At 73.4% G+C, this 20,602-nt stretch carries 17 protein-coding genes; 4 read left to right on the top strand and 13 right to left on the bottom strand.

What is annotated here, in order from left to right:
- Positions 1 to 109 precede the first annotated feature (109 nt).
- Positions 110 to 922 (bottom strand): hypothetical protein, encoded by an 813-nt coding sequence (locus D6718_08130; GenBank protein ID RMG45167.1) that lies wholly within the window; start codon positions 920 to 922, stop codon positions 110 to 112.
- Between the two features lie 206 nt (positions 923 to 1,128).
- Positions 1,129 to 2,166, bottom strand: coding sequence for a PDZ domain-containing protein (locus D6718_08135; GenBank protein ID RMG45168.1), 1,038 nt, complete (start codon positions 2,164 to 2,166; stop codon positions 1,129 to 1,131).
- Positions 2,167 to 2,294: 128 nt separating this feature from the next.
- On the opposite strand from D6718_08135, the gene D6718_08140 reads away from it, so the two are divergent.
- Together D6718_08140 and D6718_08145 are read left to right on the top strand one after the other, a co-directional pair.
- Positions 2,295 to 4,859 (top strand): hypothetical protein, encoded by a 2,565-nt coding sequence (locus D6718_08140; protein ID RMG45169.1) that lies wholly within the window; start codon positions 2,295 to 2,297, stop codon positions 4,857 to 4,859.
- A gap of 620 nt (positions 4,860 to 5,479) precedes the next feature.
- Complete coding sequence (locus D6718_08145; GenBank protein RMG45170.1) at positions 5,480 to 5,821, top strand: hypothetical protein; 342 nt, start codon at positions 5,480 to 5,482, stop codon at positions 5,819 to 5,821.
- A 47-nt stretch (positions 5,822 to 5,868) separates the two neighbouring features.
- On the opposite strand, the gene D6718_08150 is transcribed toward D6718_08145, so the two are convergent.
- From D6718_08150 to D6718_08160, 3 genes are read right to left on the bottom strand one after another with little or no spacing between them, the layout of a single operon-like run.
- Positions 5,869 to 6,972 carry a pyridine nucleotide-disulfide oxidoreductase gene (locus tag D6718_08150; GenBank protein ID RMG45206.1) on the bottom strand — a complete coding sequence of 368 codons (1,104 nt, stop codon included), beginning with the start codon at positions 6,970 to 6,972 and terminating at the stop codon, positions 5,869 to 5,871.
- Positions 6,973 to 7,007: 35 nt separating this feature from the next.
- Positions 7,008 to 7,292: a hypothetical protein gene (locus D6718_08155; protein RMG45171.1), complete on the bottom strand. Its 285-nt coding sequence runs from the start codon at positions 7,290 to 7,292 to the stop codon at positions 7,008 to 7,010.
- Positions 7,293 to 7,306: 14 nt separating this feature from the next.
- A complete protein-coding gene (locus D6718_08160) occupies positions 7,307 to 7,912 on the bottom strand; it encodes a sigma-70 family RNA polymerase sigma factor (GenBank protein ID RMG45172.1) in 606 nt (201 codons plus the stop codon).
- A gap of 234 nt (positions 7,913 to 8,146) precedes the next feature.
- Between D6718_08160 and D6718_08165 the strand changes: the two genes are divergently transcribed.
- Positions 8,147 to 9,433, top strand: a complete 1,287-nt coding sequence (locus D6718_08165) for a citrate synthase (GenBank protein ID RMG45173.1) — start codon at positions 8,147 to 8,149, stop codon at positions 9,431 to 9,433.
- 7 nt (positions 9,434 to 9,440) lie between these two features.
- On the opposite strand, the gene D6718_08170 is transcribed toward D6718_08165, so the two are convergent.
- Both D6718_08170 and D6718_08175 read right to left on the bottom strand, forming a co-directional pair.
- Complete coding sequence (locus D6718_08170; protein ID RMG45174.1) at positions 9,441 to 10,394, bottom strand: universal stress protein; 954 nt, start codon at positions 10,392 to 10,394, stop codon at positions 9,441 to 9,443.
- Positions 10,395 to 10,405: 11 nt separating this feature from the next.
- Entirely contained in the window at positions 10,406 to 11,476 is a 1,071-nt protein-coding gene (locus D6718_08175; protein RMG45175.1) for a hypothetical protein, read from the bottom strand.
- 233 nt (positions 11,477 to 11,709) lie between these two features.
- Between D6718_08175 and D6718_08180 the strand changes: the two genes are divergently transcribed.
- A complete protein-coding gene (locus D6718_08180) occupies positions 11,710 to 12,216 on the top strand; it encodes a hypothetical protein (GenBank protein ID RMG45176.1) in 507 nt (168 codons plus the stop codon).
- Positions 12,217 to 12,456: 240 nt separating this feature from the next.
- On the opposite strand, the gene D6718_08185 is transcribed toward D6718_08180, so the two are convergent.
- The 6 genes from D6718_08185 to D6718_08210 form a co-directional block, all read right to left on the bottom strand.
- Complete coding sequence (locus D6718_08185) at positions 12,457 to 13,374, bottom strand: cation transporter (GenBank protein RMG45177.1); 918 nt, start codon at positions 13,372 to 13,374, stop codon at positions 12,457 to 12,459.
- Positions 13,371 to 15,263 (bottom strand): tetratricopeptide repeat protein, encoded by a 1,893-nt coding sequence (locus D6718_08190; protein RMG45178.1) that lies wholly within the window; start codon positions 15,261 to 15,263, stop codon positions 13,371 to 13,373. The genes D6718_08185 and D6718_08190 overlap by 4 nt, the downstream gene beginning before the upstream one ends.
- A gap of 111 nt (positions 15,264 to 15,374) precedes the next feature.
- Positions 15,375 to 15,809 carry a hypothetical protein gene (locus D6718_08195; protein RMG45179.1) on the bottom strand — a complete coding sequence of 145 codons (435 nt, stop codon included), beginning with the start codon at positions 15,807 to 15,809 and terminating at the stop codon, positions 15,375 to 15,377.
- Positions 15,810 to 15,997: 188 nt separating this feature from the next.
- On the bottom strand, positions 15,998 to 17,020 hold the full coding sequence (locus D6718_08200) for a hypothetical protein (protein ID RMG45207.1): 1,023 nt from the start codon (positions 17,018 to 17,020) through the stop codon (positions 15,998 to 16,000).
- 83 nt (positions 17,021 to 17,103) lie between these two features.
- Entirely contained in the window at positions 17,104 to 19,269 is a 2,166-nt protein-coding gene (locus tag D6718_08205; protein ID RMG45180.1) for a transglutaminase domain-containing protein, read from the bottom strand.
- The gene (locus D6718_08210) at positions 19,266 to 20,579 is read right to left on the bottom strand and encodes a DUF58 domain-containing protein (protein RMG45181.1); all 1,314 of its coding nucleotides are present in this window, start codon (positions 20,577 to 20,579) and stop codon (positions 19,266 to 19,268) included. Before D6718_08210 ends, D6718_08205 begins: the two co-directional genes overlap by 4 nt.
- Between the last annotated feature and the right edge of the window lie 23 nt (positions 20,580 to 20,602).

Below are 20,602 nucleotides of genomic sequence, written 5' to 3' on the forward strand. Positions count from 1 at the left end.
GCCCTCGGGGCGGGAGGGCGGGGCGTGCAGGAGCCGCTCCGCGGGGGCGGGAAGTGCGGCGGCGGCGAGCAGCGGAACCAGGAAGGCGGCACCACGAACACGCGTCATCTCACGATCCTCCAGGGTCGCGGACCGTTCCGTTCGCGACCGCCGTCGCCGCGATGGGCGCGGCCGAACGGATCCGGATCGGTTCGCGGGGGCGGTGATCCTTGTCGACCGGCGCGGCGGCGATCGCCGCCAGCGCCGGCCAGCCCGAGGCGACGTGGCCGTAGACGGTGGCGCGTCCGTCGCGCTCCGGCAGGTCGGTGAGGGCGATCAGGATTCGAGCATCCGCCTCCCCCGGCCAGACCGAGGCCGTGGCCACGGACCCGCGGCGCACGGGGAGACCCGATCCGCGCAGCGGGTAATCGAATCCGATCGCGTGGAGGTACCAGAGCCGCGACTTGCCGAGCAGGATCCTCGTCGCCGCGGTGCCTTCCGCACGGAGCCTGGCGATCAGGCCGGCCAGGCCGGGCGGCACCGGCTCGCCGCGCTCGAGCAGTTCGAGATACCGGGGGTAGATCTCCAGCTGCCACAGCAGGTCGATCTCGCGCGGCCCACCGAGGGGGCGCCGGTCGAGACCGAGGGCCCGCGGATCGATCTCGTCGGGCCATCCGGCGGGGGAGGGGACCGCTTTCGGCGCCTCGCCCGGAAGGGTTTCGGGGAGGCAGCCGAGCACGACGAACCCGCCCGCGCGCGACTCGCAGACCACCGAGCCGTCGTAGGCACCCCCGGCCGCCAGGGCCACCACGCGCGAGACCGTCCGCGGTGCCGCGTCGGCGGCGAGCTCGAGGGTCAGGCGCCCGAGGTCGGTGTCCAGAACGAGCCGGGGGTTTCCGCCCGAATCCGCCGTCGCCGCGGACCACACCGCTGCGGCCGCCATGGCCGCCCCGACGACGGACGTCCGGCGCGCCGCGCCCCTCCGGGGCGGGGCGGCCGGCTGCTCACCCGGGCGGTGCACCGTGCCCGGAAGATACGCGGGGCGGCGGGACCCTGCCAGCGCGGCGCCGGGACGGCGGCACCCTCTCCTCCGCCGGTCGCCGGCCGGAGTCCGCGCTCGCCCGACGCGCTCGGGGGGCGGGGCGGGGATCAGATGCTCCGCAGCGCGAGCACTTCCGGCGTCGTCGTCGCCGGCCCGTCATCGATCGCCCGCCATCTCCGCCGCAGGCGTTCTCGTGCCCTCTCCAGCGCCTCTCGCGCCCGATCGAGCGCCTCGCGCAACGCGCGCTCGACTTGCTCGTCCATCTCCTCCGGCGATCGCCCTCCGGCGCCCGGCGAGGATGCCCGGTCGTCACACCCGGACCCGGCCAGCTCGGCGCGCACGCTCAGCTCCTTCCCGTCGCGAAGGAGCCCGATCGTCACCTCCTCGCCCGGACGGTGCCCGGCGATGGCGCGCCGGAGTTCCCGGGCGCTCGTCACGGTGGTGCCGTCGACCGAGAGGATCAGGTCCCCCGCGGCGATCCCCGCGTGCTGCGCGGGGGAGTCGTCGATCACCTCGTTCACCAGGACACCGACACCCGGCTCCGCCCCGAATTTCGACCGCAGGGCGTCGCTCGGATCGATCGGAACCACCCCGAGGAACGCGTGCCGGCGCTCTTCGCAGTGGCCTTGCGTCCAGCCGAACATCTTTCCGAAGCGGCCGAACCGCTCCGCCAGGCCCGCGAGCCCCGGAACTCCGCCGGGGCAGCGGAAGACGAAGGCACACGGCGCTTCGGCCAGCTCCACCTCCACCTCTTCGGTCTGCCCTCCCTCGTGTCTGATCAGGAGGCGGACGCGCTCACCGGGCTTCCGGGCCTCGATCATGCGGGCGAGGTCCTCGGGCCCTCCCACCGGCTCGCCGTCGACCTGCTCGATCACGTCCCCCTTCTCGAGACCGGCGCGCGCCGCGGGACTCCCTTCGGCGATCCCCGACACCAGAGCGCCCTCTTCCGCGGGAGAGACGAGAACGCCCAGCCAGGCGCCGTCCCCCTCCCCTTCGGCCCCGATAACGAACGCCTCGACGTCCCTCTCGCCGCCGCACGCCACGACCGGCGCGATTGCCGCGGCGGCCAGGACCGCCGCCACGAGCGCCCACCGGCTCCACCGGAGTGCTTTCGTGCACCGACCCATCGCTGTGCCTCCTTCCATCCCGCGGGGCCGTCCGGCGGGCCCCGCCTGCGGTTGTCGTCCCGAGAGCCTGTCTCGGCCCGCCGGAAGACGGGCCGGCCGTTCCCGCCGCGGCGAGGGCCGCGACGGACCGTCCCGGGAACGCCCGTATGGGAAACGCCGCCGCCGGAGAGTCCGTTCCCGCACCCGCGCCGGTCCGATCGCGCTTGCGGGGCGCCGGGCTTCGCCGTACAGGCCGGGAGACGGCCGCGGGCCGGGGTCCCGCCCGGCCGGGAAGGAGGTTCCGGATGCTGGGCCGACGGAGCCGCCGGTGGCATCTCCCGCTTCTCGTCGCGTTCTTGTCGTCCGCGTCCGCTCCGGCGGTTCCACCGGGGGACGTGGGTCCGACCCTGCGCTTCGACGCCGACCGGATCACCCTGCGCTGGGGAGCCGCCGCGGGCGCGGAGAGCTACAACGTCTACCGCGGCACCGCCCGGGACGGCAGCGACCTCGACTGCTTCGTCTTCCGCACCCCGCTGACGGAGGCCACCGATCCCGAAGTGCCGCCGGTCCTCTTCACGTATCTCGTCGCCGGCTGGAACGCCGACGGCGAAGGTCCGCTCGGTGACGCATCCGACGGGACGGCCCGAGCGCCCCGCGTCGCCTGCCGGGACGACGATGGCGACGGCGTGCGGGACGACCGCGACAACTGCCCGGGCCTGGCCAATCCGCAGCAGCTCGACCAGGACGGGAACGGGGCCGGCGACGCCTGCGACCCGCGCACCTACGACTTCGAGCAGGACATCGCCGGCCAGCGGCCGGCCGGGATGACGCAGGACGGCGCGGCCGAGCCCTCCTTCCTGGTGCGGGACTACTCCGGCGACCAGGGGGTGGCCTACGACGGTGGCGCGACCGCGAACGATCTGTTCGACCGCCTCTCGGCCGACACGCGTTTCCAGGACCTCGACGTCTACCTCGACACGGCCGATCTGGCGGGGGAGACGCTGACGCTCGAGCTGTGGTCGGAGGGCACGTACGCGGAGGACGCGGGGAGCGCGCTGCAGTTCCGCATCCTCGGCGACGGGACGATCGAGGTGCGCCAGCGCGAGGGCAACAGCCTGCAGACGCTCGGCCAGCAGTCGCTCGCCGCGGCCACCCGGCTGCGGCTCCGGCTGAGGAAGGGGCCCGAACTCGCATCGACGCTGTACGTCGACACCTGGAACGGCGCGGGATGGGACCCGGCGGCGCAGTTCGACGTGAGCGACGACCACCTGCTGCGCGGCCGCCTCCTGTCCCTCGTCAACCACGACGGCGGCCGGCGGCCCGCGCTGCGGGTCACCGGCGTCGCTCTGCATCCGCCCGACCCGTTCCGGATCGACCGGGCCTTCGATACGCTGGACGACTGGAAGCTCTTCCAGCGCGGCCCGGCCGACACCGCTCCCGTCCCGCTGCCCTTCAGCTACCGGGCGAGCGGCGAGGTGCGGCTCGAGGCGCGCCTGGTGGACAGCGCGAGCGGGGCGGTCGTGCCCGGCTTCGACTACGCCGACCTGCAATGGTCGTTGCCGGCGGCCCCCGAAGGCGCGGCCGACTCGGTGGAGGTCGCGGACGTCCCCGCCGGCGGCAACTACGATCTCGAGGCGCGAATCGTCGATCCGACGACGGGCGAGATCCTCGGGAGCGACACGGTCCTGTCGATCGCGGTCGGCGACGTCTTCCTCGCCGCCGGGCAGTCGAACATGTCGGGCTACTCCGGCTCGCTGGCCAACGCCGAGCCTCCGGTGCCGGAGGTGCACCTGTTCGGCAACGACTACGTCTGGAAGCAGGCGGCCGAGCCGATGGACGACGGGACGGACCAGGTCGACCGGGTCAGCAAGGAGTTCCCCCAGCACACGCTGATGCTCCGTTTCGCGAAGGAGGTCTCGGCGGCGATCGGCGTGCCGGTGGCGGTCATTCCCGCTCCCCTGGGAGGGACGAACCTGCACACGCAGTGGCAGCGCGACGACTCCGACCCGACCAACCGAGGCACCCTCTACGGGTCGTCGGTCCACCGCGTGCTGGCGCAGAACTACGCCTACCCGATCCGCGGCGTCATCTGGTACCAGGGGGAGTCGGATGTCGGCCGCGGCACGGACCTCTACCGCCAGGATCTCGAGCGTCTCGTCGCGAACTACCGAAACGACCTCGGCAACCCGGAGCTGTTCTTCGGGAACTGCCAGCTGGCGACCTACCTCTACGCCGACCTGCCGCAGTGGGTGGCGATCCAGGAGGCGCAGCGCCAGCAGGCGGAGGCCGATCCTCTGTCCGGGATCGCGGCGCTGGTCGACCTGACCCGCAACGACACGATCCACCTCGACGTTCCGGGTTACAAGGAGGCGGGCCGGAGGCTGGCGCAGGTCGTTCTCCGGGGATCGTACGGCCTCGACGTGCCGATCGGCCCCCAGCTCGTCTCGGTCACTTTCGACGGGGCGGATCGGAGCCGGATCGTCGTCACCTACGACAAGCCGATCACGGGGGGCGATGCGGTGCTCTACCGGGTGACCTCCGACGGGACGCCGATCAACATCGTCTCTTCGGTGACCTCCGGCAACACGGTGACGCTGCAGCTCCAGCGGAACGCCCTCGGCACGACGCTCCTGAGCTACGGCTACGGGAGGACGCCCCAGGCTCCCTGGGTGGTGGCCACCGACGGCACCGGCGCCGCGCTCGCCTTCGGCTCCTATCCCGTCGGTCCCTGAGTTCGGGACCCGTCCCCCGGCCGAAGAGGCGCTCGGTCCCGGAGACCGGATGCCGTTCCGGCCTGCCGGTGCCGCGGCAGCCGGCGGAACGTGCCCGACTCGGCCGGAGGGTCCCGGGAGGCCTGCCCCCGGTACGGGCTCGGGCGCCGCAAGCCCGGTCCCGGGCTTTCGCGACTCGGCGGCGCGATTCTTCCGGCAGGGCCGCTCCTCCCCGGCGGCCCGCTCGCCGCGAGCGCCGAACTGGGGGAGAGGGGGCCGCCCGACGCCCGTTCGTTCCCTCGCTTCCGGCGGCGCGGAACCCGCGTGAGGCGGCACCCCCGGCGGAACGCAGCGCCGCGCAACTCGCCGGCCGATCGGCACTTGGCCTCGATCTCGAAACGAGCGAACCGATCGAGCCCGCAACTTCCGGCGCCCCGCGAGTGGGGTGCGGTGGCGCACCGTCCGGGAGGCACTCCGGGACCATCGGCGCTCGCGTCTGACCGCGCCGCCGGGGCCGGTTCGCCGGCCGCCGGAGGGCGGGCTATCCTCCCGTCGCCGGCCGCCGGGCGGTTCTGCCCGGCGGTGCCCAGGCGAACGGGGAGGGGAAAGCGCTCCCCTGACCCGAAAGGAGAGAGGACATCATGAAGCGAACGATGACGCTGGCCGTGGCGGTGCTGGCCGCGTTGGCCGTCACCGGGATCGCCTTCGCGGGCGATGCGGGCAAGGAGGTCACGCTCGAGGGGACGATCCTCTGCGCCAAGTGCTCACTGAAGGAAAAGCGCGACGGATGCCAGAACGTTCTCGCGGTGGGTAGCGGAGACGAGGTCGAGTACTACTACCTGGTGAAGAACGACGTCTACGAGAAAGTGGGCGATGTGTGCACCGCCAAGAAGCGGGCCCGCGTGACCGGCATTCTCAGCGATAGGGACGGCAAGCACTGGCTGGAGCCGAAGGAGATCGTCCCGATCGAAAAGAAGTCGTAGACGCCCGGATCGCCGCGGCCGCGCCGGTGTCGGCGGAGGTCCTCCGCTCATGGGCCGCGCGCCTGTCGGCTGCGGCTCATGAAGCGGCGGTCGATCCGATCCTTGAGGACCCGCGCCCAACGGGCGCGGACCGCCCACCGCCCGCGGAGCAGCAGTCCGGTACCGTCGCCGAGATTGAGGATCAGCAGATAGCGCCGTTGCGGCCGGTAGGGCCGCAGCGGCCGCCCCTCGGCGGCCGCCAGCAGGTTGTGGAACAGCACCGGAGCCTGCCGCACCGCGTGGACACCCACGCGGGCGAGCGGCCGCCCACCCGGAGCCACCGCATCGCCGCCGCCGAAGATGGCGGGGTCCTGCGGGCTCCGCAGGCACTCGTCGACGACGAGCGCGCCGTCCTCCGCGGTCGCGAGGCCGCTTTCGCGAAGGAGCGGAGGCGGGGCGACGCCCGTGGCAGCGATGACGACGTCGGCCGGGAGCGGCTCGCCTCGCGCCGGCCGGAGGACTCCCGGAGCGGATCCGGCGATCCGCACGCCGGTGACAAGGCGGACGCCTTGCTCCGCGAGCGCGGAGGCCGCCAGCCGCCCGGCGCGGGGTGGATGGCTGTCGAGAAGGCGGGGTCCCGCGGTGACGAGGGACACCTCTCCGATCCTCCCGCCGCGCCGGCGAAGAGCTGCGGCCGCGCCGGCGAGTTCGCATCCGGCCGCCCCGCCCCCGACCACCACGACCCGATGGAGCGGCGCTGTCCCCGGGGGTGCCGCCAGCAGGCGTTCCCGGAGTCGGGCGAGCCCCTCCACCGGTTTGGCCGGGACGACGAAGTCGTGGCGGCCGGGAAGAGCCGGCACGGCGCTGCCCACGTTGAGCGACAGGAGATCGAACGGGACGATCGAGCCGTCGTCGAGCACGAGGCGCCGCCGGGCGGCGTCGACCCTCCGCACCGAACCCCGCACGTAGGTGCCGCCCCGCGCCTGGACGAGGGCTCCTGTGTCGATCGACCCCTCGTCCGCGCGGTATTCCCCCGAAAGGAGTCCCGGCCCCATCCCCGAGTAGTGGAAGGGCCCGGGCGCGACGAGCGTCAGGTGGTGCCCCCGGCTGGCGAACGTCCCGGCGCGGGCGATCGAGAAGAGGTGGGCGTGGCCCGAACCCACGAGGACGATGCGCCGGCCGCCCGTTTCCGGTCCTCCGCCCCCGGTCAGCCGCGTTCGGTGTGCCCCTCGCCCTCGATCCTGCGCCGGGCGCGTTCGATGCACCGCTCGAGCAGGTCCTCCGCGCCGGGATCGGCGGGCCCCCGTTCGCCGCACTCCCGGAGGAGCCGAATCGTGGCCTCCAGGGTGTTCTTGTAGGCGTGGAAGGGCTGGCAGTCGGCGAGGAGGTCCGCCACCTGCTCGCACAGATCGGGCGGCGCCTCGCCCTCCACGAGATCGGACAGGCTCTCCATCACGCGCCGGCAGAAGGCGATCCGTTCCTGCCGGTCCATGCGATCCAATCGGCTCATCCGGCTTCCCCGCCGCGCGGCGTTCGCCCTTCCCGGTAGGCGGCGAGCCGCTCCCGCAGGTGCATCCGGGCGCGGTGCAGCCGCATCTTCACGGCCGGCACCCCGAGCCCCAGGACATCGGCCGTTTCCCGCGTACTCAAGCCTTCCACGTCGCGCAGGAGCACCACCGCCCGGTGCTCGGGCGGAAGCGCTCCGATGGCCCGCTCGAGCTCCGCCCGCAACTCCGCCCGTTGCGCTTCGTCGTCCGGAAGCGCCGACCAGTCGGGGATCTCGCCCGCCAGACCGTCTTCCCAGCCGGACGGCTTGAGGGCGTCGAGCGACAGTTCCCGCGCCGAGTTCTTCTCCGACCGGCGCTTCATCAGGCACTGGTTGGCGGCGACCCGGTAGAGCCAGGTCCGCAGCGCGCCGGGATCGCGCAGAGAGGCCGCGGCGGCGTACGCCTTGAGCAAGGTCTCCTGGAACACGTCCTCGGCATCCTCCCGGTGGCCGCACATGCGCAACCCGAACGCCAGCAGCCGCTTCCCGTAGCGCTCGACGAAAGCGTCGAACGCCCCGGCCCGCCGTTCGCGGATCGCCTCGAGGAGCTGAGCGTCGGTCACCAGGCCCTCCGCCTAGCTTGGGTGCCGGTGGCCGTTATAGCGCGCGGGGCGCCGGAGGCCAACCGGCCATCGCGGCGATCCGGGGCGACATTGCGAGGGATGCGGCCCGGTCCCGGCGGGTCACATCGTGCCCGAGGGCATGGTAGCCTTGTCGACCGGCCGCGGGGACGCCGGTCGAGATGTCCCGCGCCGTCGGGCGGCGCGTCCGTCAACCGAGCAGCGAGGGAGAGCGGTGCCATGAGCGACAAGGCGATCCTGACCGTTGACGGTCGGCAGCACGAGTTCGACATCATCGAGGGCACGGAGCACGAGCGCGCGATCGACATGCGCAAGCTCCGGGCGCGCACCGGACTGATCAGCTTCGATCCCGGCTACGGAAACACGGGATCTTGTCGCAGCGCCATCACGTTCATCGACGGCGAGAAGGGAATCCTGCGCTACCGGGGGATTCCGATCGAGGAGCTTGCGGAGAAGGCGACGTTCCTCGAAACGGCGCTCCTTCTCATCAACGGAGAGCTGCCGAAACAGGACGAGCTCGACCGGTTCGTCGAGGACGTGCGCCACCACACGATGCTCCACGAGGACGTCAAACGCTTCTACGGCGGGTTCCCGAAGCGCGCCCACCCGATGGCGGTCTGCTCCGCGGTGGTGGCGGCGCTGTCGGCGTTCTACCCGGAGTACCTCAATCCGCGGGAGGATCACCAGGTCAACGGGGCCGTCGTGCGGCTCATCGCGAAGTTGCCCACCATCGCCGCCTACTCGTACAAGCATTCGATCGGCCAGCCGTTCATGTACCCCTCCAACCGGCTGGACTACGCGAGCAACTTCCTCTGGATGATGTTCGCCACGCCCTGTGAGGACTACGAAGTCGATCCGGTGATCGCCAGGGCCCTCGACCTGCTCCTGATTCTGCACGCCGATCACGAGCAGAACTGCTCGACCAGCACCGTGCGAATGGTCGGCAGTTCGATGTCCAACCTGTTCGCGTGCATCTCGGCGGGAATCAGCGCCCTGTGGGGCCACCTCCACGGCGGTGCCAACCAGAAGGTCCTGGAGATGCTCCAGAGCATCGCGGAGGGGGAGGGCAGCGCCGAGAAGTTCGTCGAGAAGGCGAAGTCGCGGGACGACACCACCCGCCTGATGGGCTTCGGCCACCGCGTGTACAAGAACTACGATCCGCGAGCGAAGATCATCAAGAGGGTCTGCACCGAGGTGATCGAGCGGCTGGGGATCCACAGCAAGCTGCTCGAGATCGCGATGCGCCTGGAGGAGATCGCCCTCAGCGACGAGTACTTCATCTCGCGCAAGCTCTACCCCAACGTGGACTTCTATTCCGGGATCATCTACCAGGCGATCGGCATCCCGGTGAACATGTTCACGGTTCTCTTCGCCATGGGCCGCCTGCCCGGCTGGATCGCGCAGTGGATCGAGCTGCACCGCGACGGCGACTTCCGTATCGCCAGGCCACGGCAGGTCTACGTCGGGCCGAAGCTGAGGTCCTACGTGCCGATCTCGGAGCGCTGAGCGGCGGTCACGGAGCGCCGTTGTCCGCGTCCGGGGGCATCCGGGTGGCGAGCACCGGGATGCCCCCCGCGCGCACGAGCCGGTCCGCGACGCTGCCGAACGCCCAGCGGTCGAGGCCGCCCCGGCCGTGCGTGCTGAGAGCGAGCATGTCGATGTCTCCGGCCTCCTGGCGGGCGAGCAGGGCCTCGGCGACGTCGGCCCCGCCGAGGATCTCGGTCCGCGCTTCGATCCCCTCCCGCCGCAGGCGCTCCGCCGTCTCGCCGAGATAGGTCTCGGCCCACCTCCGGTACCGCTCCTCCATCGCCCGGCCGCCCTCGCCGCGGTGACCCCACGACAGCCGGCGCAGATCGGGGAGGACGTGCGCGAGCACGGTCTCGCTCGCGCAGGCGGCGGCGAGCCGCGTCACGATCGGGAGGACCGATTCCGCGGCGCGCGACCCGTCGAGGGGAACCAGGATGCGCCGGGGCGGCCCGCCGACGCGGGCCATCCCCGCCCGGACCAGCAACACGGGACAGGATGCGCGCCGGAGCACCTTGTCGGCGACGCTGCCGAGCGCCCACCGGGAGACGCCGCCCCGGCCGTGGGTCGCCATGACGACCAGCAGAGCCCCCGTTTCGTCCGCCGTGGCCGTGATGGCCGGCGCCGGCTCACCGCGGCCGATCCGGCATTCCACCTCCCGTCCTTCGCCGCGAAGACGCGCGGCCTCGGCCTCGAGGTGCGCCCGGGCGACCCGCTCCGCCTCCTCGGCGAGCTCCTCGGCGGGCGCGGCCCCCGGCTCCCCGGCCAGCGGGAGGGCGGCCTCACCGCACCAGACGAACTCGAGTCCCGAGGGTTGAGCCACGCTGAACAGCACGAGTTTGGCGTCCAGCCGCTCCGCGAGCGACGAGGCGAGGGGCAGGGCGCGGCGGGCCAGATCGGAGCCGTCCAGTGGAACCAGGATCGTCTCGGGAGTGGACGGCATCGGGGCGCCTCTCAGCGGAAGCGGGTCAGCACCACGTCCAGCTTGCGCGCGTCGCCGCCGCCGCGCTCCCACTGGACCAAGATCGGGCTCTGGTACCGGCCCTGCACGATCGCTCCCTTGCCGGAGCCGCGCTCGCGCGAGACCAGCAGGCTGATGCTGTCCCGCATCCGGAAGAAGCGCGACGCCGGCCTCGCGATGAACTTCGCCAGGTAGCGCTCCAGTCGCGATTCGCTGATGTGCAGGGCGTCCAGGAGTTCCTTCATCACCTGGACGAGATCGTACTGGGCGTAGTTTCGGGTCTTGTTCGGCACCGCGCGCGGGTCGCGGATCGCGTGCCGGATGCGGTCGGCGACGAATCGCAGCGGGTCGTGCAGGACCTCCGCCAGATCGTGCCTCATCAAGAGCGTCTCGTATTCGTTCACCGTGAGCCCGGCGTGCCGCTCGGTCGGCGCGAGAGAAATCCGGATGCGGCCGCGGTCCACACCGCACCGCGTCAGTTCCTCCTCGAGCCGCGGAAACAGACCGAGCCGCGGATCCTTCAGATTGACCGAGTCGATCGGGTGCCGCGAAACGGGCACGGGGATCCTCAGCCGCCGCACGACCTCCTCCCGGTCGAACCCGACGACGGTGGTCTTGCGCCGCCTTCGCACCTCGCCGTTCACACCGTCGAGGTCGATGAAGTAGACGGGCCGCTCGGGCCGGTTGACGTAGGTCACGCAGCTCCGGAGCCCCGAGCCGATGAACTTGAGATGCGAATCGGCGTTGCGCGGCTCGCGCCGCCGCTGTTCCTCGCTCAGCTCGGCGCGCAGCTCGAGGCGGTCGTGCTGGTACGGCGCTCCGCGGGGGAACAGCCGGTCGAACACCCGGAAGAAGCTGTCCAGGCGCTCGCGGTCCCGCGCGAGTCGGACGGTCAGGCCCTGTTCCAGATAGCCGGCCGTCGTGTGCAGCGAGCAGTAAAGGGCGCGCCGATAGCCCTCCAGCGCCGGTCCGTGCCGGCGCCGGAGCAGCTCGTTGACGTCGATCGCGTCGAAACGTGCCCTCGGTTCCAGCTCGAGGACGAATTCGCAGGGCGGAGGGCTCATCGCGCTCCCGCCGGCGGGCGGCCCGGCGCCCGCCTTCCCGGCGCCGGTACCGGTCGATCCGCCGCGGCCGAGCCCAGGCTAGGAAGCGGTCCTCCGCTTGTCAATCGCCGCACCCGTCCGAGGGCCGGCGCCGGGACTGGACCGCGGGGGGCGGCATTGGGTAGAGTGTGCGCGACTGAGTGCCCCCGCGCGACCGGCGTTCCCCGGCAGCGGAGGGCGACCCGGTTCGGGCCATGGGCAACCGCCTTTTTGTCGGAAATCTGCCGTACTCCGCGACTGACGAGCAGATCCGGGCGCTGTTCGCACCGCACGGAACGCTCACGGACGTCCATCTCGCCGTGGACCGCGAGACGGGGAGGCCGCGCGGGTTCGGGTTCGTCTCCTTCGCCACCGAAGAAGAAGCGCGGCGGGCCGCCGAGGCGCTGAACGGCCGGACGTTCGGTGGCCGCCCGCTGGTGGTGAACATCGCGCGCGAGCGCGGCGCCCGGCCGGTCTCGGGCGACGGGCACCGGGCTCCCGCTCCGCGGCCTGCGCCGCGGCGCCCACCCGTCGCCGCGGCCGTACCCGAGCCGATGCCCGAGGAGGAACCCTCGAGGCGCCACCGAGCCAAGAAAAAGCCGCACAAGGAGAGGGAGCGCGGGGCGCCCCGCCGGCGACACCTCCTCGAGGAGGACGACGACACCCGGGCCGCGAACTGGCGGCAGTGGCTGGACGAGCTCGACGACGAAGAGGACGTCTGACCCGGATCCTCCGTCCAACCTCGAGGCGAAACGCCGCAGGGACCGCTGGACGGCCCGCCCCATGGCCGGGCGCCCGGGCCGTCCCTCGGCACCACTCCGCAGGCGCGGTTCCCGCCGCCGGATCCGCCGCGCGGAGCGCGGCCCGGCGGAGCACCGGACGGGCCGGCGGGGCCGGAGGCCACGGCGAGCGAGCCGATGAGGCGCCGTCGCCCGGGGGCTTCGCGAACGGACCGGGCCGAGTCACTCCGCCGGGTAGGCGGGAAGGCGGTGTCCGCTGGCCAGTCCCTCCGGCGGCTCGATCTGGATCGTCGCGTGGTAGATCCCGAACCTCTCTCTCAGGAGGGCACGCGCCCGCTTGAGCGTTTCGGTCCCCGTCACGGTCCGCTCGACGCGCAGGTGGACCGAAAGGGCGATCCGATCGGGAGTGATCGACCACACGTGGAGATCGTGCACGTCGATGACGCCCGGCAGATCCTCGAGCGCCGCTCGGATGCGCCGCGGATCGACCCCGCGCGGTGCCACCTCGAGCAGCACCGCCGTCGCCTCCCCGAGGACGCGCCACGCCGACCAGGCGATCACCCCCGACACCACGAGGCTGGCGATCGGGTCCGCCTCGAGATGGCCGCCCCAGTAGACGAGGAGGCCGGCGACGACCGCGGCCACCGAGCCGGCCAGGTCCCCGAACACGTGCGCGGCAGCGGCGCGGAGGTTCAGGTTCGGGCGCTCGCCGCCGTGCGGGTGCAGGATGCCGAGCACCAGGAGGTTCACCGCCAGGCCGGCCGAAGCGACGGCGAGCATCGGCCCTCCGGCCACGGGCGGCGGGGACACGATCCGCCCGATCGCTTCCCAGGCGATCCGCAGGACGATCAGGGCGAGCAGCAGCGCGTTCGCCAGCGCTGCGAGGATCTCGGCGCGGTGGAAGCCGTACGTGGCCCGCGGCGTGTGGGGCCTTTCGGCGATGACGGCGGCGGCCAGCGCCATGCCCAGTGCCGCGGCGTCGGCGAGCATGTGCGCCGCGTCGGCGAGGAGGGCGAGCGATCCGCTCAAGTAGCCTCCCGCCGCCTCCACGGCGGCGAAACCGAGGGTGATTCCCAGGCCCCAGCCGAGACGGCGGCGGGGGCTCCGGCCGCGCCGGGCGGCCCGCCCCGCCCCCCTCACGGGGAACGCTCCGCCGGCCCGGTCAGCTCGTCCAGGAGATCGCGGTCGAGATCCCTCGCCACGACCGGGGTTCCGTCGAGCGTTTCCAGGTCTTGCTGGCTGAGATCGATGCGGGGGGCGAAGACCGCGTCGAGGAGAGCCCGCGCGCGTGCGGCGTCATCCCGGCCGGACCCGCACCCGAGGAGGCTTCCTCCGGGGCCGGACAGGCAGACCCGCTCCCCGCGGGATTCCAGGGCGAAAGGGCTATCGGGCGCCGCGTGGAACCGGGGGGTGGACAGCAGCCGGCGCACCGCGGGATCCTTCCCGGGCCGCACGGGAAGGCTGATCCCCAAGCGCCGCAGCGCACCGGGATCGGTTTCCAGGACCTCCGCGAAGAGCTCGGCCGCCGTCGCCGGACCGGCCGATTCCCACGCCGCCTCGGCCATCCGCGCGGCGAGCCGGGCGCGGAGCAGTCGGAGCCCCCGGGGGAGTTCCTCCCGTGCCGCCCGCCCGGCGCGGAGCGCCGCCCGGCCCTTCCCGGCGAGCGCCGCCGCTTCGCACTCGAGCGCGTCGAGGAGTCCTTCGCGGAGCCGGTGCGGGATCAGGCCGGCACCGTCGGGGTCGCGGGCGCGCTGCTCCGCGACGAGGGAACGGGTCGGCCCCGGGCCCAGCAACGCCACCGCGTCCAGGGTGAGCCAGGAGGGACCCGAGAGCTCCGGCCGATCGCGCTCTCCTCGCTTCTCCCGGAGGCGCAAGCCGCCCCTCAGGAGCAGCGGCATCAGCCGGCGGCCGGCGAGCCACGCCTCGACGCGCCGGCGCCACGCGCGGAGGCGGGCCGCCAGGCTCCGCGGCAGCGCTTCCAGCGCGGCTTCCTCCTCCGCCCTCTCGGCGAGGTCGAGCAGGACCGCCCGGTGCAGGAGGAAGCCTTCCGCCCGGATCTCCTCCGGGGTTCCGGACCAGTGAGAAGCGCGGTCGGGTTGCGCGATCGCTCGGGACACGGCGGCCAGCGCCCGCTCCGGATGGCCGGCGAGCAGGAGGAGCTGGCCGGCGGAGACGAGCTGTTCGGCCCGGACGTACTGCCGCTGCCGCGGCGGCATCCGCCGGCCGAACTCGATCATCCGGCGCGCGGCCTCGACCGCCTCCCCGAGGCGGCCCTCGGCGAGGTACAGGTCGGTGAGGTCCCGCCACGGGTCGGCGTCGTCCTCCGGATGAGCGGTCGACTCGACGAGGAGGCGCTCGGCCTCGTCGAGATGGCCGACCATGAGCGCGCTGACCGCCGCGTTGCGCAGCGCCAGCCCGGGGGACAGGCCACTGACCCGCTGCACCGCCTCGAGCATCGCCAGGCAGGCCTCGTACCCGTCGAGAGCGCACTCGCCGTTGCGCGCGACGATCTCCTCGAAGGGGTCTCCGGTCGCCAGCGCCTTCGCGATCGCGCGGCGCGCCTGATCGATTCTGCCGAGCTTCATCAGCGGCCACACGTCCGCGCTGAAGCGCTCGGGATCGTACAGCTCGCGATAGAGGGCGTTCGCCCGGAGGAGTTCCTCGTACAGCCCGAGGTCGGCCAGCGCGACGCACTCGTTGGCGAGGATCCGCTCGTGCAGTTCCCGGAAGCCGGGCCGCGGGCGGTGCGCGGGCCCTTCGGCGAGCGCGCGGGCTCTCCTGTAGTGCCGGAGCGCGATCGGGAGGTATCCCTCCCCGCGGTGGAGCGCCAAGGCGAGCACGAACTCGCCGACGGCCGAGTCAGGATCTTCGGTGAGGATCGCGGCGGCGAGCTCGCGGGCACGCACGTAGCGCCCCTCGTCGACCGCCTTCAAGGCGCGGGCGACGAGGTCCTCCTCGGCCGCGGCGGCCGCGGCCGGCGCGGAGAGGGCGATGGCGGCGCAGAAGAGAAGGGCGGAGCGCTCGCGCATGGGGAGATTCTAGTGCCGGCCGGTCCGTCGAACCGAGATGGCGCCGGACGTGCGAAGGGCCCCCGCCGCCGGGGGCCCCCGCAGGTCGGTACGAGCCGGAGAGTGGTGCGCTCAGCGTCGCGCGAGCCGCTCCTGGATCTGATGCCGAGGCATGTCGGCGGTGGCGAGACCTCGGGCGACTGCGGCCACCCGCAGGATGGCGTCGGCCGGCGGCTGCCCCGGCCGTCCCTGCCGGCGCACTCCGACGAGGTGCAACAGCCCTCGGGCGTCCCGCCTGAACAGCAGAGCCGGCGCGCCCCCGCCGGAGGACGGTTCGAGGAACATCGTCGCCACCTGCCGCCCGTCGATCCGCACGGCCATCACGCCCGAGCCCGTGACGGGCACGAGTTCGATCTCTCCGCCGGAGAAAACCTGGCCGCCCACGACCACCGGCTGGTCGACGTAGGCGACGATCGTCGAGGCTGCAGCGGCGGGCGTCGCCGCCGCGGCGAACGCGGCGAGCATCACGAGGGAGAGGCAGCGAAAGGAGCGGCTCGTCTTTGCCATGGTCCGTGTCCTCCTCGCCCGCGCCTCGTGCAACGGGGGTGCCACGCGGCGGAGACCGCGCGGCGCAAGCAGCGAGAAGGATGCGGACAGTCCCGGAGCCCGTTCGCGGAACCGGCGCCGTGAAGCCCCTCCGGCCTGTCCGAATTCCGGACGGTCTCCTTGTCCAGGTGGCCGGACGAGCGTCCCGGTCAGCGGCGGAGCGTCGCGCGGCTCGCCCGTTCGAGAGGGACCTCCGCGGCCTCCCGGAGCACCTCGTCCGCCTGCCGGACACCCGGCGCCAGCGCAAGGCGATGGGCGAAAAGGGGGATCAGGAGGGCATCGAGATCCTCGGTGCCCACGTAGTCCCGCCCGTGGAGAAGAGCGCGCGCCTGGAGGGCGGGCATCGCCTGCACCAGGGCGCGCGTCGAGAGCCCTTGCGCCACCCGCTCGTCCTCGCGAGTCCGCCGGGCGAGGTCGACGGCCGCCTCGAACAGCACTTCCGAGACGTGCACGTGATCCTCCATCGCCCGCCGGGCCTCGACGATGGCGTCCCGGTGGACCGGCGGCAGGCCCGAGGGGCGGGGGCGGAGCCTCTTCCGGAAGGTCCGGACCACCTCCAGTTCGGCGTCCCGGTCGATGTGTTCCATGCGGATCTTGAACAGGAACCGGTCGAGCTGCGGCGCCGGCAGCGGAAAGGTCCCGGCGAGGCCGAGCGGGTTCTGGGTGGCGAGGACGAGGAAGAGTTCGTCCAGAGGGTGCGTCACGTTGTCCACCGTGACCTGCCGCTCCGCCATCGCTTCGAGGAGCGCCGACTGGACCTTCGGCGAGGTGCGGTTGATCTCGTCCGCGAGCACCACGTGCGCGAAGACCGGGCCCGGCATGAACTCGAAAACACCCCGGTCGGGATCGAACACCGAAACGCCCGTGATGTCGGAGGGGAGCAGGTCCGGTGTGAACTGAATGCGGCGGAACGGAGCGATCCGCCCGCGCTCCTCGCCCGGTTCGATGGCCGCGCCCAGCGCTCGCGCCAGGAGTGTCTTGCCCGACCCCGGGTAGTCCTCGAGGAGAACGTGGCCGCCGGCGAGCAGGGCGATGACGACCAGCTCGATGACGTCGTCCCGTCCGAGGATCGCCGCCTTGAGGTGATCGGCGACGCGCGTCGCCACCGCCTCGGCTTCGGCGAGCCGCCGCTCGCGCTCGCTGGGGCCGCGCGACTCCGCTTCCGGTTCCACCGTCGGTCCGTTCACTCGTGCCGGCCTCCGGGCGGTCCCCGCCGCCACGGGTCATCATCGGTCCCGGCGGGGCCCGCCGCCAATCAGCGCGACCGCAGCCAGGAGAAGGGGTCGAGCACGCCGAGGATCCGGCCTCTCAGCCCTCGCCTGGCGAGCTGGCGCCCCACCTCCCGGCTGAGCCTGGCCGCCAGGCGCCCGTCCGCGGGTGCCGTGCCGAGGCGCGCGCGCAGGTGGAGACTCGTGAGCCGCTCGAACGCCGGCGCGGCGGCCGCGACCCGGCGCGCGAAGCTCTCCCGCGTCTCTCCCCAACCACGCCGCCACCCCGCCTCGGCGAGGCGATCGAGAGCGGCCCGGTAGGCGGTGCGGGCCGCCCGGTCGCGCCGGGCCCAGAACGGAGCGAGACGGCGCCAGATCTTCACCGCCTGTCCGGCGGCGAACAGAGCGGCGATCGCGGCGAGGAGGACCGCCGCCCACGCCCGCGCCCCGCTGCGCCGCTGGGCCGCCGCGGGCGGCACCCCACCCGAGTCTCCCCGGGCGAGCTCCCCGAGCATCCGCTGCAGGTCGAGATCGGGAGCCGGCATCGGCGGGTCGAGCGAGGGGGGCGCCGGGTCGATCGGAACCCAGCCCACTCCGTCCAGGTAGACCTCCGCCCAGGCGTGCGCATCCCCCGAGCGCAGGAGGATCGCCGAGCCCCCCGCGCGGTTCTCCGCGACGTAGGCGTACCCGGCCGCCACCCGCGACGGGAGCCCCAGCGCGCGCATCAGGTACGCCGCCGCGTGCGCCAGGTGCACGCAGTAGCCGATCCGGTCGCCGAAGAGGAACGACGCCGTCGGATCGGCGGCCGAGGCGTGATGGGATCGGAGCGAATAGCGCGTGTTCCGCTCGAGCCACAGGGCGACGCCGCTGGCGAGCGCCCACGGATCGCGCCGGTACTCCGGCCGGAGCGCTTCGGCGGTGCGGCGGGCGAGGTCTCGGTACCGGCGGTCGGGTGGCAGCTCGAGGTAGATCCGGCGCACGCGCTCGGGCCACCGGGGATCGCCCGGGCGCCGGCCCAGAAGCTCGCTGGCGCTCCCCGTCAGGACCGCGCTGGAGGCCCGGTAGCTCGTCCGGAACAGGGTGCGGTCCGGAACCGGAGCGGGGGCGATCCAGGTCCCCTGCACGAGGACCGGCGGCTGCGCGTGCTCCCTGATCAGCGATACGGTCGTCGGAACTTCCCGGCGCAGAGGGCTCGGAGGCGGGGGCGCCGCGTCGATCCGGTGCAGGTACGGGAACCGGCGGAACAGGTCGACGTCGACGCCGCGCGCCGACGAGCGGACGAGCCTCCGGCCGTTCCACACCGAGAAAGCGACCTGCCGGAAGTAGAAGACGCCGCCCATGGGTTCGACGTCGTCGTGAAGCGTCACGACGGCCACGGGCGCCTGCTCGCCCTCCCGGGGGTACTCGTCCCGGAAGGGGGCCATCTCGTCCTGTCCGCTCCTCACCGAGTCGCCCCGGGCGGTGAGGCCGAGCCGGTCGCGTCCCCTCTCCGGCTTCCCGCCCGCGGCCGGCGCTTCGTCCCCGGGCCGCGAGCCGCCGAGCCCGAGGGGGTCGGCGACCGAGAAGACCAGGCCGATGCGCGGCGCAAGGTGCAGGAGAACCGCGGCCACCGCGAGGAGCACGGCCGCGTCCCGCAGGCCCCGGCGCCATCGCGATCGGAGGGCGAGCGCTCCGGCGAAGGCCGCCGCGAGGCCGAGACCGGCGAACGCCGTCACCGGATGCCAGCCGTGAAGCCAAGCGGGATCGGCGACCGCGTGCGGGCGGTGGATCGATCCACCCCGGTGCGCGGCCACGAGCCTCGCCACGGCCAGGACCAGCAAGGCAGGCACGACGGGGCGCGCGGCCGGGTGCCGCGCCACGAGGGCTCCGAAAGCGAATGCGGCGCCTAACGTCAGCGAGGCGACGAGCAGCAGATCGCGGACCGCCGAAGCCGCTTCCGGGGAGACGAACGGCACGGGAAGGAGTGCGGCGGTGCTGCCGAGACGAAGGGCGAGCGCTGCGGCGAGGAGCGGAAGGAGGACCAGCCAAGGGGTCCGGACCCGCGAGTCGGCCGCCCGACTCCCCCAAGAAGCGCCGGCGAACGCCGAGACCCCGGCCGCGATCAGGCTCCCGGCGGGCGCGTGCGGCCACCAGCCGATCACGGCTGCGGCCGCGATCGCCGCCGCGAGTCCGGCCGCCCGGTCCGCGGCCCCATGCCGCGGTCTCCCGGTCATCCCGCCCTCCTCCGGTTCGCGGCCGCCGGACCGGGGGCGACGGGGACGATCCTTCCGCCGGCGCGGTCGGCGAGGAGAACGCGGGCGCCCGCTTCCGTCAGGATCCCGAGCTTCCGGGCGAGCGCGGGGACCGGACGCCCGCCTTCGGGGGGCGGGCGGAAGAGGATCCGCCGCCAGCCGGCCGGGGTCCGGGCCGGCGGGTGCGCGTCGGCGGCGGCGAGCACGACGAAACGGGAAGGATCGGCCGCCACCGTGCCGGCCACCTCCGCCATCCAGGCCTCGTCCGCGGCGGGGCCGACGATCACCACCGGATCTTCCGGCGAGAGGGAGGGATGTCCGAGAGCCGTCGAGAGGTCGCGTCCGCCCCGCTCCCGGAACGACGACGATCTGGCGATCGCGTCGCGCACCGCCTCGGGATCGCGCGAGGGATCGGGGCTCCCGTCGGCGGCGAAACGCGCGCCGGGGCCGAGCAGCCCGCCTTCGAGGAGGAGCAGCACCAGCGCCGCCGCCGGGGCGTCCTCCCGCCCCGCCGCGAGGAAGATCAGCGGAGCCCGCTCCGGCGACCGCGCGGGTTCAGGGACGCGCACCATCAGCTCGCGGGTGCGCGCATAGACCTTCCACAGGATGAACCGCGCCGGGTCCGAGCGCGTGTAGGTGCGCGAATCGACGCGGTCACCGGTCGGGCGGCCGAAGGGGTAGGGCATCAGGTCGGCGGAGGCGAGACAGGCCACGAGCTCGGCGGCGCTCAGGCGTCCGGGGTCGGGGAGGACGCGCACGCGCACGTCATCACGCGCCCGGAACCGGATGCGCCAGAACCCGAGGACATCCTCGGCGACCAGCTCCCGGACCGCCTCGGTGACGAGGGCGCGGTCCCGAAAGACGACCGTCTCCGCCAGGCCGCCGGGCACCCGCCGCAGCCGCGCCTCACCGGGAGGGACCCGCCAGGCGATCCGGATCGGCGCCGCCAGCGGCACCCACGCGTCGGGCCATCGCCGACCCGTCTCGGCCGGCCGCCCCTCCACCGCCCGAAGCGGCGCGAGCGCCTCCTTCCCTTTGGCCGCGTGCCGCCTCGCCAGGAGCCCCTGCGCCAGCGCAGCGAGGCCGGAGAGGACGAACAGCGCCAGGCCGCCGGCGCCGGCCGTCGCGAGCACGAAGTCCTGGAGGTGCCGCCCGGCCGCCAACGCGATGGCGGCGAGGGCCGCCGCCGCGACACCCGAGCCCGTGACCGGTGACCTTCCGGCGAGACCGAACGCTCGCGAGAACAGGGCCGCGGACGAATGCCGCAGGCGAGCCGACCGGGACGGCGCCATGGGGCAAGTCTAGTGCCTCCCCG

The organism is Acidobacteriota bacterium (assembly GCA_003696075.1).
Lineage (GTDB): Bacteria > Acidobacteriota > Polarisedimenticolia > J045 > J045 > J045.